At 43.7% G+C, this 13,067-nt stretch carries 23 protein-coding genes; all 23 read right to left on the reverse strand.

Going from position 1 to position 13,067, the window contains the following annotated elements:
* Positions 1-11 precede the first annotated feature (11 nt).
* Entirely contained in the window at positions 12-788 is a 777-nt protein-coding gene (gene truA, locus BK581_RS12515; protein ID WP_078578492.1) for a tRNA pseudouridine(38-40) synthase TruA, read from the reverse strand.
* 12 nt (positions 789-800) lie between these two features.
* A complete protein-coding gene (locus BK581_RS12520; protein WP_078578493.1) occupies positions 801-1,604 on the reverse strand; it encodes an energy-coupling factor transporter transmembrane component T family protein in 804 nt (267 codons plus the stop codon).
* On the reverse strand, positions 1,597-2,475 hold the full coding sequence (locus BK581_RS12525) for an energy-coupling factor transporter ATPase (RefSeq protein ID WP_078578494.1): 879 nt from the start codon (positions 2,473-2,475) through the stop codon (positions 1,597-1,599). Before BK581_RS12525 ends, BK581_RS12520 begins: the two co-directional genes overlap by 8 nt.
* Entirely contained in the window at positions 2,451-3,296 is an 846-nt protein-coding gene (locus BK581_RS12530; RefSeq protein ID WP_078578495.1) for an energy-coupling factor transporter ATPase, read from the reverse strand. Before BK581_RS12530 ends, BK581_RS12525 begins: the two co-directional genes overlap by 25 nt.
* Positions 3,297-3,526: 230 nt before the next feature.
* A complete protein-coding gene (gene rplQ, locus BK581_RS12535) occupies positions 3,527-3,889 on the reverse strand; it encodes a 50S ribosomal protein L17 (RefSeq protein ID WP_078578496.1) in 363 nt (120 codons plus the stop codon).
* 74 nt (positions 3,890-3,963) lie between these two features.
* The gene (locus BK581_RS12540) at positions 3,964-4,908 is read right to left on the reverse strand and encodes a DNA-directed RNA polymerase subunit alpha (protein WP_078578497.1); all 945 of its coding nucleotides are present in this window, start codon (positions 4,906-4,908) and stop codon (positions 3,964-3,966) included.
* A 177-nt stretch (positions 4,909-5,085) separates the two neighbouring features.
* Positions 5,086-5,478 carry a 30S ribosomal protein S11 gene (gene rpsK, locus BK581_RS12545; protein ID WP_078578498.1) on the reverse strand — a complete coding sequence of 131 codons (393 nt, stop codon included), beginning with the start codon at positions 5,476-5,478 and terminating at the stop codon, positions 5,086-5,088.
* A gap of 23 nt (positions 5,479-5,501) precedes the next feature.
* Positions 5,502-5,867: a 30S ribosomal protein S13 gene (gene rpsM / locus BK581_RS12550; RefSeq protein ID WP_078578499.1), complete on the reverse strand. Its 366-nt coding sequence runs from the start codon at positions 5,865-5,867 to the stop codon at positions 5,502-5,504.
* Positions 5,868-5,887: 20 nt separating this feature from the next.
* Positions 5,888-6,001 (reverse strand): 50S ribosomal protein L36, encoded by a 114-nt coding sequence (rpmJ, locus tag BK581_RS12555; RefSeq protein ID WP_003322638.1) that lies wholly within the window; start codon positions 5,999-6,001, stop codon positions 5,888-5,890.
* Between the two features lie 48 nt (positions 6,002-6,049).
* Positions 6,050-6,268, reverse strand: coding sequence for a translation initiation factor IF-1 (gene infA / locus BK581_RS12560; RefSeq protein ID WP_010896341.1), 219 nt, complete (start codon positions 6,266-6,268; stop codon positions 6,050-6,052).
* Positions 6,269-6,272: 4 nt separating this feature from the next.
* Positions 6,273-6,575 (reverse strand): KOW domain-containing RNA-binding protein, encoded by a 303-nt coding sequence (locus BK581_RS12565; protein WP_078578500.1) that lies wholly within the window; start codon positions 6,573-6,575, stop codon positions 6,273-6,275.
* Positions 6,576-6,594: 19 nt separating this feature from the next.
* A complete protein-coding gene (map, locus tag BK581_RS12570; protein ID WP_078578501.1) occupies positions 6,595-7,344 on the reverse strand; it encodes a type I methionyl aminopeptidase in 750 nt (249 codons plus the stop codon).
* On the reverse strand, positions 7,341-7,994 hold the full coding sequence (locus BK581_RS12575; protein WP_078578502.1) for an adenylate kinase: 654 nt from the start codon (positions 7,992-7,994) through the stop codon (positions 7,341-7,343). Before BK581_RS12575 ends, map begins: the two co-directional genes overlap by 4 nt.
* Positions 7,995-8,055: 61 nt before the next feature.
* Positions 8,056-9,348: a preprotein translocase subunit SecY gene (gene secY / locus BK581_RS12580; protein ID WP_078578503.1), complete on the reverse strand. Its 1,293-nt coding sequence runs from the start codon at positions 9,346-9,348 to the stop codon at positions 8,056-8,058.
* A complete protein-coding gene (gene rplO / locus BK581_RS12585) occupies positions 9,348-9,788 on the reverse strand; it encodes a 50S ribosomal protein L15 (protein WP_078578504.1) in 441 nt (146 codons plus the stop codon). Before rplO ends, secY begins: the two co-directional genes overlap by 1 nt.
* A gap of 27 nt (positions 9,789-9,815) precedes the next feature.
* Complete coding sequence (gene rpmD / locus BK581_RS12590) at positions 9,816-10,004, reverse strand: 50S ribosomal protein L30 (protein ID WP_078578505.1); 189 nt, start codon at positions 10,002-10,004, stop codon at positions 9,816-9,818.
* 13 nt (positions 10,005-10,017) lie between these two features.
* Complete coding sequence (gene rpsE, locus BK581_RS12595; protein ID WP_078578506.1) at positions 10,018-10,515, reverse strand: 30S ribosomal protein S5; 498 nt, start codon at positions 10,513-10,515, stop codon at positions 10,018-10,020.
* 25 nt (positions 10,516-10,540) lie between these two features.
* A complete protein-coding gene (rplR, locus tag BK581_RS12600; RefSeq protein WP_078578507.1) occupies positions 10,541-10,903 on the reverse strand; it encodes a 50S ribosomal protein L18 in 363 nt (120 codons plus the stop codon).
* A 34-nt stretch (positions 10,904-10,937) separates the two neighbouring features.
* Complete coding sequence (rplF, locus tag BK581_RS12605; protein ID WP_078578508.1) at positions 10,938-11,474, reverse strand: 50S ribosomal protein L6; 537 nt, start codon at positions 11,472-11,474, stop codon at positions 10,938-10,940.
* 31 nt (positions 11,475-11,505) lie between these two features.
* Positions 11,506-11,904 (reverse strand): 30S ribosomal protein S8, encoded by a 399-nt coding sequence (gene rpsH, locus BK581_RS12610; protein WP_078578509.1) that lies wholly within the window; start codon positions 11,902-11,904, stop codon positions 11,506-11,508.
* 28 nt (positions 11,905-11,932) lie between these two features.
* Positions 11,933-12,118, reverse strand: a complete 186-nt coding sequence (locus BK581_RS12615) for a type Z 30S ribosomal protein S14 (RefSeq protein WP_078578510.1) — start codon at positions 12,116-12,118, stop codon at positions 11,933-11,935.
* A gap of 29 nt (positions 12,119-12,147) precedes the next feature.
* Positions 12,148-12,687 (reverse strand): 50S ribosomal protein L5, encoded by a 540-nt coding sequence (rplE, locus tag BK581_RS12620; RefSeq protein WP_078578511.1) that lies wholly within the window; start codon positions 12,685-12,687, stop codon positions 12,148-12,150.
* Between the two features lie 29 nt (positions 12,688-12,716).
* The gene (gene rplX, locus BK581_RS12625; protein ID WP_078579934.1) at positions 12,717-13,028 is read right to left on the reverse strand and encodes a 50S ribosomal protein L24; all 312 of its coding nucleotides are present in this window, start codon (positions 13,026-13,028) and stop codon (positions 12,717-12,719) included.
* Positions 13,029-13,067 lie beyond the last annotated feature (39 nt).

Below are 13,067 nucleotides of genomic sequence, written 5' to 3' on the forward strand. Positions count from 1 at the left end.
AGGTTTCGTTGTTATTGAATTTTTTTTACGTAATCAGCTAATATCTGTTCGTCATAAAACACTTGAGACAAATATAACCCGTGGGCAGGTGCGGTTTTTCCAGCCAGTGCCCGATTTTTCGCCGCCATAATCGTCTCTATTTCATCCCACTGACGTGTACCGCTTCCTACTTCTAACAATGTCCCCATTAACACGCGCACCATCTGATATAAAAAGCCGCTGCCAATGAACCTGAACGTCCAGTCATCGCCCTCTTTTGCGATGTCTATCAAATAAATCGTCCGCACTTTATCCACCACATCGGTTTTCGGGGATGAAAAGCTCGTAAAGTCATGTGTCCCAATAAATTGGCTGGCTGCCGCTTGCATGGCCGCCATATTAAGTGTCCTGTCAGTATGACAGATATAGCGTCGCTGAAACACATTATAGTCAGAGCTAGTCGAAAGCCGATAAATATATTCTTTCCCTACTGCATCGTAGCGAGCGTGAAATGACTGAGGAACATGCCTACACGTATGCACGTAAATGTCATCTGGCAGTAAACTATTTAAGGCCTTTGGCCAGCGGTCTTCAGGTATCGTTAATGGTGTATCAAAATGAACAGGCTGACGAATCCCGTGAACACCGGCATCCGTTCGTCCCGATGAGGTGGACGGCCAGCTTGGCGTTTTATGAATTGTCGCTAATGCCTTTTCGACCTCCCCTTGAACCGAGCGATCCTGGGGCTGTCTTTGATAACCATGAAAACGAGCCCCATCGTATGATAATGTTGCTAATACCCGTTGCATTGACTTTCACCTCTATCCTATCCATTGCAAAATAATCGTCATGAGTGAAAACAAGACGAAAACACTTATCACAAGCGTGTCTTGTCTCTTCCATACTAGTTGCCTGTATTTCGTTCGCCCCTTCCCGCCAGCATAACCTCTCGCTTCCATCGCTGTAGCTAAATCTTCTGCTCGTTTAAACGCTTGGACAAACAGTGGTATGAGGATCGGCACGATCGCTTTAAGACGCTGCCAAAGAGAGCCTTGAGAAAAGTTCGCTCCTCTTGCCATCTGGGCTTTTGCAATTTTAGATGTTTCTTCTAATAACGTGGGAATAAACCTTAATGCAATTGACATCATGAGCGCTAATTCATGAGTTGGTATCTTCATTTTTGCTAAAGGCTGCATAAGCCTCTCCATGCCGTCTGTTAAGTCTACAGGTGTTGTGGACAGTGTTAATAGCGTCGTCATAACAATGAGCAGAAGAAGACGGAATCCGATTAACGCCCCCGTGCTCACACCACCAGTATAGACCGTCATCCAACCAGCATCCCACAGCACCGTTCCTTCGTTTGTCATGATCAGGTGCAATATAAAAGTAAAAAGAATGATAATGGCAATAAATCGCATCCCTTTCATGTAAAAACGAAGGGGAATGTTAGCCAAAACAAACGCTGTAATGGTAAGTAGGCCTCCACTTATCAGGACAGCAGGATGCCTGCTAGCAAAAAGAAAGATGACGAACAGCATAACAGCTATTAACTTCGATCGTGGATCAAGACGGTGAATGACAGACTCTCTAGGGACAAACTGGCCAATAATCACATTATCAAACACGGCTCGCCACGTCCTTTCCTAAATAGGCGAGCAGTCGACTGACGGTGTCATCGAGCGTAAAGGCTTGTGTATCAATCTGTTCACCGCACTTGGCCTTAAGCAATGACAATAGCTTGACGGACTCTGGCACAGCCAACTTTAATGCTTCCAACTCGTCTGTTTTTGAGAAAACCTCTGCTGGCGTACCTTTCATATTGATACTCCCCTTATCCATGACGATAATGTCATCGGAATACAAGGCAGCATCCTCCATATGGTGGGTAACCAGGATGATACTTCGTTTCTCTTCTGCCTTAAACCATTCATAGAATAATTGCATCATCATCTGATGTGCTTCTGGATCAAGGCCTGCTGCTGGTTCATCGAGAATAAGTAGTTTCGGTTCAATGGCGAGGACACCAGCGATAGCCACACGGCGCATTTGTCCGCCACTTAAATCAAAGGGAGAACGGTCAAACAAATCATCTTGTATCCCGCACATCCTTAAATAATGAGCTGCTTTTTCCTTGGCATCCGCTTTTGAAAGACCATAGTTTTCAGGGCCATAAGCGGCATCTTGCAAAACTGTTTCGTGAAACAATTGGTGCTCGGGAAATTGAAATACCATACCGACCTGTTTCCGAAGCTCAAAGAGGCCTTTTTGCTTCGTATGTGCTTGAATCGTCCAGTCACCTATCGACACTTTTCCAGACGTAGGTTTCAATAGCCCATTTAAATGTTGTACGAATGTTGATTTCCCTGAACCCGTATGACCGAGAAGTGACGTGAAATGTCCTTCAGGAATCGTCACGTTCATGTCATGGAGCGCCTTCTTTTCAAACGGTGTGCCCGCCATGTACGTATAGGTTAATGTGTTTGCTTGTATGTCCATAGGGCCTCTACTAGCTCCTCTCTCGTGAGAGCGTCTCGTCGTAAGTCCACACCATGCTTTTTCAGTTCAGTCGTCAACTGGACGGAAAAGGGTGCTTTTAAATGGGCTTCACGTAAAAAAGCCACGTCTGTTAGAAGGTGAGCTGGGGTCCCTTCTTTCAACACTTGACCATCTTTTAACACTACGAGTCGGTCAGCAAAGACAGCTTCTTCTACATCATGGGTAATGGTGATGATGGTCATATTCTCGTTCTCATGGAGATTTTTAATATAGGTTAGCACCTCGGCTCGTCCAGATGGGTCGAGCATTGAGGTAGCCTCATCAAGAATGATCACAGCCGGTTTTAGCGCCAAGGCTCCAGCTAAAGCCACACGTTGCTTTTGTCCCCCTGAAAGTTGGTGGGGTTCTCGCTTTTCCAACCCTTTTAACCCAAGTCGAGAAATACTATGAGATACACGCCTTCTCATGTCCTCATACGGGACACCGGCGTTTTCCAAACCAAAAGCCACGTCATCTTCAACAGTAGGTGCGACAATTTGGTTATCTGGGTTTTGAAATACCATTGCCGCTTGTCGTCTTATTTCCGTCCATGTATCAGAGCTTTTTGTGTTATGACCAAACGAGATGACGTCGCCTTCATTAGGAGTATATAACGCGTTAAACATCTTTGCCAGCGTAGATTTTCCCGAGCCGTTATGACCAAGTATCGTGAGCCATTCCCCCCGTTTAATGGATAGGTTAATGCCTTTAACAACGTACGGGCCGTCGTCACGGTATCGAAAACTGACATTTTTCACTTCAATTAGCTTTTCCGTACTCATAGTACCTCCATTTTTTAAACGGTGCGACCTGTTAGTATTAGCGATAGGGTTCTAGCTATTAAAAATAGAGAGAGTCCTTTTGACTAGTTTATTAATTAGTAGAGGGTGTCTCATCCTTTTATATCCACTCATATATATACGATTATAAGTAAAAAGTAAAAAAGGGCTCAGAACCCTCATCTGTTACCAGATGCAGTGTCCCGCCCTTTGGAAGAATCAATGTGCTTATGTTACACAAGCTCAATGATGGCCATTTCTGCACCGTCTCCACGGCGAGGCCCAAGCTTTAGAACTCGTGTATACCCGCCTTGACGATCTTCGTAGCGTTTAGCGACGTCTTCAAATAGTTTCTGAACAGCGTCTTGTCCGCTCTCTTCATCTGCTACTTCTTTACGAATAAAAGCAGCTGCTTGACGACGTGCATGTAAATCACCACGTTTACCTAATGTGATCATTTTTTCAACAACTGAACGAAGTTCTTTCGCTTTCGGCTCAGTCGTCTCAATGCGCTCGTTAATAATTAAATCAGTCGCTAAGTCACGGAATAACGCTTTACGTGCACTGCTGTCACGACCTAATTTTCTGTATGCCATGTTAGTCCCTCCTTCTCAGCTGAATATCTATCTTCTTCAGGACCGATTTGATCGCTCAAACCGGAAAAAGTAGATTATTCTTCGTCACGAAGACCGAGGTTCAGTTCTTGCAGTTTCTCCTGCACTTCCTCAAGAGACTTACGTCCGAGGTTACGAACTTTCATCATGTCTTCTTCAGATTTCTGTGTTAGTTCTTGTACTGTGTTAATTCCTGCCCGCTTAAGACAGTTGTAAGAACGAACAGACAAGTCTAACTCTTCGATCGTCATTTCGAGGACTTTTTCTTTCTGATCCTCTTCTTTTTCGACCATAATTTCGGCATGTTGGGCTTGGTCTGTTAAACCTACGAAAATATTTAAATGTTCATTCAAAATTTTCGCACCAAGTGAAACAGCTTCTTCCGGGCGGATACTTCCGTCAGTCCACACGTCCAATGTCAGCTTATCGTAGTTCGTGATTTGACCGACACGGGTATTTTCAACTTGGAAATTCACACGGGAAACCGGTGTGAAAATAGAATCAACCGGAATAACTCCGATAGATAAATCTTCTGAGTTATTTCCTTCAGCCGGTACATAACCGCGTCCTCTTGCTGCTACAACCTTCATTTGGAATTGAGCACCTTTAGAAAGAGTGGCAATATGCAGGTCCGGGTTTAAAACCTCCACATCACTGTCATGCATTAAGTCTGCTGCTGTGACGACTCCTTCACCTTGAGCATCAATTTCCAACGTTTTTTCTTCTTCTGAATAAATTTTCAGTGCAAGTTTTTTAAGGTTTAGCACGATCGTTGTTACGTCTTCAACCACGCCTTCTATCGTGGAAAATTCGTGGAGAACGCCGTTAAATTGAACACTTGTTACAGCAGATCCAGGCAATGAAGAAAGCAGGATTCTGCGGAGGGAATTTCCCAGTGTTGTTCCGTATCCGCGTTCAAGAGGCTCTACGACAAACTTTCCGTACGTGGCATCTTCGCTCAGTTCAACTACTTCAATTTTCGGCTTTTCTATTTCGATCATTAAACAAACCCTCCTTCAAAACGTCGAAACCCCGGTTGTGAATGAGGCACAACCGGAATCCCTCATTGGGCACACCTAGACCTGTCACGAAACCGTCAATACTTTCCGTATCCTGTTAGGACATTGGTTCTTACACCATTATTGACATAGGTATGACAATTCATACCTCTGATGACACTATACTCTACGACGTTTTGGTGGACGGCAACCGTTATGTGGAACGGGAGTAACGTCTTTAATCATGTTCACTTCAAGACCAGTCGCTTGAAGGGAACGAATAGCAGCTTCACGTCCAGCGCCAGGACCTTTAACAGATACTTCAACAGACTTCATACCATGCTCCATCGCTGCTTTTGCAGCCGTTTCAGCTGCTGTTTGTGCAGCGAAAGGTGTGGATTTACGTGAGCCTTTAAAACCTAACGCACCAGCACTTGCCCAAGAGATGGCATTTCCTTGTGGGTCTGTAATCGTTACAATCGTATTGTTGAACGTTGACCGAATGTGCGCAATTCCGGATTCTATATTTTTACGTTGACGGCGCTTGGCGCGAGTCGTTTTTGGTTTAGCCATAATCGGACATGACCTCCTTTACCTTATTTTTTCTTGTTCGCTACAGTCCGACGAGGACCTTTACGTGTACGAGCATTGTTCTTCGTTTTTTGTCCGTTTACAGGCAAACCACGACGATGACGAATGCCACGATATGATCCGATTTCGATCAGACGTTTAATGTTAAGTGATACTTCACGGCGAAGATCCCCTTCAACTTTAACTCCGTCTACAACAGAACGGATCTTCCCTAATTCATCTTCAGTTAAGTCACGAACGCGTGTATCTTGGGAGACACCAGCTTCTTCGAGAATCTTAATCGCTCTGGATTTACCGATTCCGAAAACGTACGTGAGAGAGACGACAACTCGCTTATCACGAGGAATGTCGACACCAGCAATACGTGCCATACTTTACACCTCCTATTAATTTAGCCTTGTTTTTGTTTGTGTTTAGGATTTTCGCAAATGACCATGACGGTACCTTTTCGGCGAATAACTTTACATTTTTCACAAATGGGTTTCACTGATGGTCTTACCTTCATGTTTTTCTACCTCCTTATAATGCGGAGTGACTATCTAAACCTGTTAGGTTATTTATAACGGTAAGTGATACGACCACGCGTTAAATCATACGGAGATAATTCTACCGTCACTTTGTCTCCAGGTAAAATTCGAATGAAGTGCATACGGATCTTGCCTGAAACATGAGCGAGGATTTTATGTCCGTTTTCTAGTTCAACGCGGAACATAGCATTAGGAAGCGGCTCAATGACCGTTCCTTCTACTTCAATTACATCTTCTTTGGCCATGAATTTAGTCTCCTTCCTTCAGTAAATTATCATCAATATATGTTGAAATTGCAAACCGTAATTTGGCATTGGTGACACGACCCGTTTCAACAATGCTATTCTTTACTTCCGGTGCAATGATGTTCACTCTTTCAATGTGCTGAATGTTTTTCTTTTTTGCCCGGTCTACTTTCCTTTTATCCCCGTCAGCAACCTTGACAAAACGTTCATTCACCACGTCAATTATAAAAGCGAATTGATCTTTGTCCCTTCCGTTAAGAATTCTCACAAGCTCTCCCACTTGTGGAACAGAATCAGGATCTTTCATTTAGTGACCACCTTCATCCCTATAGGGCTTTTGTCAAAATTTCATATCCTGTGTCAACAATAGCAATTGTGTGTTCGAAATGGGCACACATTTCTCCATCCGTTGTCACGACCGTCCAATTGTCTTTTAAGGTGCGGACATGACGTGTTCCTGCATTTATCATCGGTTCAATGGCTAGGACCATGCCGTTTTTTAAGCGAGGGCCTTTACCAGGAGGACCGAAATGCGGAATTTGCGGATCTTCATGGAGATTCTGACCTACCCCGTGCCCGACATATTCCCTTACGACAGAAAAGCCATGTGCTTCCACATACGTTTGGATCGCATGAGAAATATTCGACAGCCTTTCTCCTGGCCGGGCTTCTGCAAGTCCTTTAAACAGTGACTCTTCAGTTACATCAAGGAGCTTGCGGGTTTTGTCATCAATGGTCCCAACGGGGTACGTCCATGCGGAGTCTCCGTGGTAACCCTGATATTTGGCACCGATATCTATACTGATAATATCGCCATCCTTCAGGACACGATCGCCCGGAATGCCGTGTACTAATTGATCATTCACTGAAGCGCAGATGCTTCCGGTAAATCCATTATAGCCTTTAAAAGATGGAATCGCATCATTTTCACGAATAAATGTGTCCGCGATGTGATCTAGTTCCTTCGTGGTTATACCAGGTTCAATGTGCTTTTGAAGTTCCCGGTGCGTCAAGGCCACGATATTGCCTGCCTGCCGCATAATGTCTAATTCCCGGGGTGTCTTACAAATGATCATTGACGGCTTCCTTTCAGTAATGCATCAACGTCTTCAAACACTTTATGAATGTCTTGTTGACCATTAATGTTTCGCAGGTAGCCTTTCTCACTGTAGAAATCCACGAGAGGCTGTGTTTGTTCGAGGTTAACCTCTAACCGTTTTCCAACCGTTTCAGGCTTATCGTCTTCCCGTTGAATCAAGTCACTTCCGTCTTTATCACATTTTCCCTCGACCTTTGGAGGATTGAAAATCTCATGGTAAGCTGTTCCACACTCAGGGCAGATCCAGCGCCCCGTAAGACGTTTGAAAAGATCCTCTTTCGGTACTTCGATATATATCACATGATCTAATTGGCGCTCTAATGTTTCGAGCATGCTGTTCAGAGCAGAAGCCTGAGCGACAGTACGCGGAAAGCCATCTAAGAGGAAGCCTTCTTTGCAGTCGTCTTTGCTTAAGCGTTCCTTCACAATACCTACAGTGACTTCATCGGGAACAAGAGCTCCCTCATCCATGTATGCTTTTGCTTTCACACCTAATTCTGTACCGTTTTTAATAGCTGCACGGAACATATCTCCGGTTGAAATGTGAGGAATACCGTATTTATCAACAATCTTATCTGCTTGCGTTCCTTTACCAGCACCTGGAAGTCCCATTAAGATTAAATTCATCTGTTTCCCTCCACCGTTCTCACAACCTACGATCGAAGGCAAAGGGAGAAGTTCTCCCTTATTACTTAATAAAGCCTCTGTAGGATCGTTTAATTAATTGACTTTCTATTTGCTTCATCGTATCTAGTGCCACACCTACAACAATCAACAATCCTGTACCACCAATTTGAATGGCTGGTGGAAGACCTGCCACTTGAGTGAAAAACACAGGAATAGTTGATACAACTGTAAGGAACAAAGCTCCGACAAATGTCAAACGATAAAGGATTCGCGTTATATATACTTGGGTTGTTTTACCAGGACGGACACCAGGAATATACCCGCCTTGTTTTTTCAGGTTATCTGCCATCTGTTCAGGATTTACCTGTACAAATGTATAGAAATACGTAAAACCGATTATTAGCACTGCATAGACGAGAAGTCCAAACGGCTGTGTATAATCGAAATTATTTGTAACCCAGCCCGCTATTGCATTTTCATCTCCGAAGAATCCAGCCACTGTCGGTGGAAAAATAAACAGAGACATGGCAAAGATAACTGGAATTACCCCTGCTGCGTTTACCTTCAACGGCAAGTGGGTAGATTTACCACCTTGCTGTTGTCCGGCAACCAACCGCTTTGCATATTGAACAGGAATCTTTCTGAGAGCCTGCTGCACAAAAATAACACCGACGACGATCGCTAAAAGGGCTAGGAGAAGTAACAATACAGTGACGATGTTAATAAATAAGGCATCTCCTGCGTCTTCGAATTGAGTTACATATAATTGATTAACTCCATTCGGAATCCCAGCAGCAATCCCGCCAAAGATCATGATCGAAATCCCGTTTCCTACACCATTTGCTGTAATTTGTTCCCCCAGCCAAAGTAGAAAAGCTGTTCCAGCAGTGAGGGTCGTAGCTATCAGCAAATAGGTAGTCATTGTCGGGTTCGGTACAAGACCTGGAAAAATGTTATTAAAGCCGATAGACATTCCTAAGGCTTGAATAAACGCAATAACGATCGTCCCGTATCTCGTTACTTGAGCTAGCTTCTTACGACCAGCCTCCCCTTGTTTAGACCATTCGGCAAACTTAGGAACAACGTCCATTCTCAACAATTGAACAATAATAGACGCCGTGATATACGGCATAATCCCTGTGGCAAAGATGGAGAAGTTTTCAAGCGCTCCCCCGCCAAAGGCATTTAAGAACCCAAAGGCGTTCATTTCTCCACCGAAATCCAGAATGTGAGCATCCACACCGGGAGCAGGAATATGGGCTCCAATCCTGAAGACGATAAGCATCGCCAGGGTGAAAAAGATCTTCTTTCTTAAATCACCAACACGAAAAATATTGGAGATTGTCTGAAACATTAGATCACCTCAATCGTTCCGCCAGCGGCTTCGATCGCTTCCTTTGAAGATCCTGAAAATTTATGAGCTTTAACTGTAAGTTTACGGTCAAGTGTTCCATTACCTAAAACTTTGATTCCGTCTTTTTCGTTTTTAACGACACCTGTTTCAACAAGAAGTGCTGGTGTGACTTCTGTTCCTTCGTCAAAACGATTTAACGTTTCAAGGTTAACAATGGCATATTCCGTACGGTTAGGATTTTTAAATCCACGTTTCGGTAAACGTCTGAAGATAGGCATTTGTCCACCTTCAAAACCTGGACGGACACCACCGCCTGAACGAGCGTTTTGACCTTTGTGACCTTTACCGGCAGTTTTACCGTTACCAGTTCCTACACCACGGCCTTTACGCTTGCGCTCTTTACGAGAACCTACAGAAGGTTGTAATTCGTGAAGTTGCATGTTGACACCTCCTCAACTGTTTATCAATTACGCTTCAATTTCTTTCACACTCACGAGGTGAGAAACTTTGTTCACCATGCCTCGCATCGCGTCGTTATCTTCCTTTACGACGGTGTGGTTGACTTTACGAAGACCAAGTGTCTTCACTGTCACTCGCTGATCCTCTGGACGACCGATCAGACTTTTTTTGAGGGTGATTTCTAGTTTTTTTGCCATGCCAAATCCCTCCTTAACCTAGCAACTCTTCGACAGATTTGCCTCGTAGTTTTGCCACATCTTCTGGACGCTTTAAGCTTTCAAGCCCCTGAATTGTCGCACGTACCATGTTAATCGGGTTATTTGATCCAAGAGATTTGGATAAAATGTCACCAACACCGGCTAATTCCAATACCGCACGGACAGGTCCGCCTGCGATAACTCCAGTACCTTCAGATGCAGGTTTTAGTAATACACTGCCTGCGCCGAATTCACCAGTGATCTGATGAGGAATAGTCGTTCCTTTGATCGGTACGCGAATTAAATTTTTCTTGCCGTCTTCAATGGCTTTACGAATGGCTTCAGGCACTTCTTGTGCTTTACCCATACCAAATCCAACGTGTCCGTTTTTATCTCCAACGACAACGAGTGCTGCAAAGCGGAAGCGACGTCCACCTTTAACAACCTTTGCAACTCGGTTGACCGTTACGACTCTTTCTTCAATTTCCAATTTATTAGGATCGATACGCAATGTCTTTCCCTCCTTTTAGCCTTGATTAAAACTTGAGGCCTGCTTCACGAGCAGCGTCTGCAAGTTCTTGTACACGACCGTGGTAGAGGTAACCGCCACGATCAAATACTACTGTTTCATGACCTTTTTCAAGGGCACGTTTTGCAACGAGTTCGCCCACTTGTTGAGCTGCTTGTTTGTTTCCACCGTTTTCAATGTTCAGTTCTTTATCTAAGCTTGAAGCACTAGCTAGAGTGGCACCTGCCACATCGTCGATCAACTGTGCATAAATGTGCTTATTAGAACGGAAAACATTTAGACGAGGACGTTCAGCAGTTCCTGTGATCGTACGACGAACGTGGGCATGTCGTTTCTTACGCACCGCGTTCTTGTCAGTCTTTGAGATCATCGAACGTCATTCCTTTCTTTCCGTTAATTAGAGATTACTTCCCTGTCTTACCTTCTTTACGACGTACATATTCACCTGCGTAACGAACACCTTTTCCTTTGTAAGGCTCAGGACGTCGTGTGGCACGAATATTAGAAGCAAGAGCTCCTACACGTTCTTTATCGATACCTTTAACGATAATTTCAGTGTTGGATGGCACATCAATTTCAAGACCGTCCTCAGCAACGAATTCAACTGGGTGGGAAAGACCAACGTTAAGAACAAGTTTACTACCTGTCTTTTGCGCACGGTAACCAACCCCCACAAGCTCAAGCTTTTTCTCAAAGCCATTCGTTACACCTTCAACCATATTGTTGATAACACTGCGTGTTGTACCATGAAGGGCACGGTGATCTTTATGATCAGAAGGACGCTCTACAGTGATTTGGTTATTTTCGTGTTTTACAACCATGTCATGGTGAAGTTCACGTTTCAATTCACCTTTAGGTCCTTTAACAGTAATTGTTGTGTTGTCGAATTTCACTTCTACGTTAGAAGGAACTTCAACTGGTTTTAAACCAACTCGGGACATGTCTTACACCTCCGTTCTCTTAAATGCTTAATTACCAAACGTAAGCGAGTACTTCGCCGCCTACTTTATGTTGTCGTGCTTCTTTGTCAGTAATGACACCTGTAGATGATGAAATAATCGCGATTCCAAGTCCACCAAGGACACGTGGAAGCTCATCAGATTTTGCATAAACACGCAAACCTGGTTTACTAATTTTCTTAAGGCCGGTGATAACTTTTTCGTTATTTCCACCGTACTTAAGGAAAAGACGAAGGATACCTTGTTTGTTATCCTCGATATATTCGTAGTCGCGGATAAAACCTTCGCGTTTTAGAATATCAGCGATTTCACGCTTGATTTTTGAAGCCGGAAGCTCTAGGCTTGTGTGTCGAACTGTATTCGCATTACGAATGCGAGTAAGCATATCAGCAATTGGATCTGTCATGACCATCGTATTTACCTCCTTCCCTTAAACGGAATTACCAGCTAGCTTTTTTAACGCCCGGAATTTGACCTTTATATGCAAGTTCTCGGAAGCAGATACGGCAAAGTTTAAACTTGCGAATCACACTGTGAGGGCGTCCACAACGTTCGCAACGAGTGTATTCTTGAACATTAAACTTTTTCGCGCGCTTCTGTTTTGCGATCATCGATTTTTTCGCCAAGGTCTTCACTCCTCTCTTTGGCAATGATGTTATTTTTGAAACGGCATGCCCATTTGAGTGAGAAGTTCACGTGCTTCTTCGTCTGTGTTGGCTGTTGTAACAATGACGATATCCATTCCGCGAACTTTATCAACTTTGTCATACTCGATTTCTGGGAAAATCAATTGTTCTTTTACGCCTAATGTATAGTTACCACGACCGTCAAATGCTTTTTTAGAAACACCACGGAAGTCACGTACACGTGGTAGAGAAACAGCGATTAGTTTATCAAGGAAATCATACATACGTTCACCACGTAATGTCACTTTCGCACCGATCGGCATCCCTTCACGAAGCTTAAATCCAGCAATAGACTTTTTAGCTTTCGTAATCAATGGTTTTTGACCTGCAATAAGTGTTAATTCCTCAACAGCCTTATCCAAAACTTTAGAGTTTTGAACTGCGTCACCCACACCCATGTTTATAACGATTTTCTCTACTTTTGGTACTTCCATAACAGACGTGTAGTTAAATTTTTCTGTAAGTGAAGGAGTGATCTCCTTACTAAACTTTTCTTTTAAACGACTCATTGAGTTGACCTCCTTTCAGCCACTGACGCTTACTTATCAAGTGATTCGCCAGATTTTTTAGCAATACGTACTTTTTTTCCGTCTACTTCTTTATAACCTACACGTGTTGGCTCACCCGTTTTTGGATCAATAGGCATCACGTTCGATACGTGAATAGGAGCTTCTTGATTCAAGATTCCGCCTTGCGGATTTGCTTGGGATGGCTTAGCGTGTTTTTTTATCATGTTGACGCCTTCCACGAGCACACGTTGTTTACTTGGGTATGCTTCAAGGATTTTACCTTCTTTGCCTTTGTCTTTTCCAGAGATAATTTTCACGTTATCTCCTTGTTTGACATGCAATTTTGGTTGGGACATGAGGGCACCTCCTCTTATGACGAT

Source organism: Salipaludibacillus agaradhaerens (assembly GCF_002019735.1).
GTDB lineage: Bacteria > Bacillota > Bacilli > Bacillales > Salisediminibacteriaceae > Salipaludibacillus > Salipaludibacillus agaradhaerens.

Bases quoted from the DNA above. Each gene is read 5' to 3' on its own strand.
- truA (WP_078578492.1), bottom strand. From the start codon at position 788: ATGCAACGGGTATTAGCAACATTATCATACGATGGGGCTCGTTTTCAT.
- BK581_RS12525 (WP_078578494.1), bottom strand. From the start codon at position 2,475: ATGGACATACAAGCAAACACATTAACCTATACGTACATGGCGGGCACA.
- BK581_RS12530 (WP_078578495.1), bottom strand. From the start codon at position 3,296: ATGAGTACGGAAAAGCTAATTGAAGTGAAAAATGTCAGTTTTCGATAC.
- rplQ (WP_078578496.1), bottom strand. From the start codon at position 3,889: ATGGCATACAGAAAATTAGGTCGTGACAGCAGTGCACGTAAAGCGTTA.
- BK581_RS12540 (WP_078578497.1), bottom strand. From the start codon at position 4,908: ATGATCGAAATAGAAAAGCCGAAAATTGAAGTAGTTGAACTGAGCGAA.
- rpsK (WP_078578498.1), bottom strand. From the start codon at position 5,478: ATGGCTAAACCAAAAACGACTCGCGCCAAGCGCCGTCAACGTAAAAAT.
- rpsM (WP_078578499.1), bottom strand. From the start codon at position 5,867: ATGGCACGTATTGCTGGTGTCGACATTCCTCGTGATAAGCGAGTTGTC.
- rpmJ (WP_003322638.1), bottom strand. From the start codon at position 6,001: ATGAAGGTAAGACCATCAGTGAAACCCATTTGTGAAAAATGTAAAGTT.
- infA (WP_010896341.1), bottom strand. From the start codon at position 6,268: ATGGCCAAAGAAGATGTAATTGAAGTAGAAGGAACGGTCATTGAGCCG.
- BK581_RS12565 (WP_078578500.1), bottom strand. From the start codon at position 6,575: ATGAAAGATCCTGATTCTGTTCCACAAGTGGGAGAGCTTGTGAGAATT.
- map (WP_078578501.1), bottom strand. From the start codon at position 7,344: ATGATCATTTGTAAGACACCCCGGGAATTAGACATTATGCGGCAGGCA.
- BK581_RS12575 (WP_078578502.1), bottom strand. From the start codon at position 7,994: ATGAATTTAATCTTAATGGGACTTCCAGGTGCTGGTAAAGGAACGCAA.
- secY (WP_078578503.1), bottom strand. From the start codon at position 9,348: ATGTTTCAGACAATCTCCAATATTTTTCGTGTTGGTGATTTAAGAAAG.
- rplO (WP_078578504.1), bottom strand. From the start codon at position 9,788: ATGCAACTTCACGAATTACAACCTTCTGTAGGTTCTCGTAAAGAGCGC.
- rpmD (WP_078578505.1), bottom strand. From the start codon at position 10,004: ATGGCAAAAAAACTAGAAATCACCCTCAAAAAAAGTCTGATCGGTCGT.
- rplR (WP_078578507.1), bottom strand. From the start codon at position 10,903: ATGATCTCAAAGACTGACAAGAACGCGGTGCGTAAGAAACGACATGCC.
- rplF (WP_078578508.1), bottom strand. From the start codon at position 11,474: ATGTCCCGAGTTGGTTTAAAACCAGTTGAAGTTCCTTCTAACGTAGAA.
- rpsH (WP_078578509.1), bottom strand. From the start codon at position 11,904: ATGGTCATGACAGATCCAATTGCTGATATGCTTACTCGCATTCGTAAT.
- rplE (WP_078578511.1), bottom strand. From the start codon at position 12,687: ATGAGTCGTTTAAAAGAAAAGTTTAGTAAGGAGATCACTCCTTCACTT.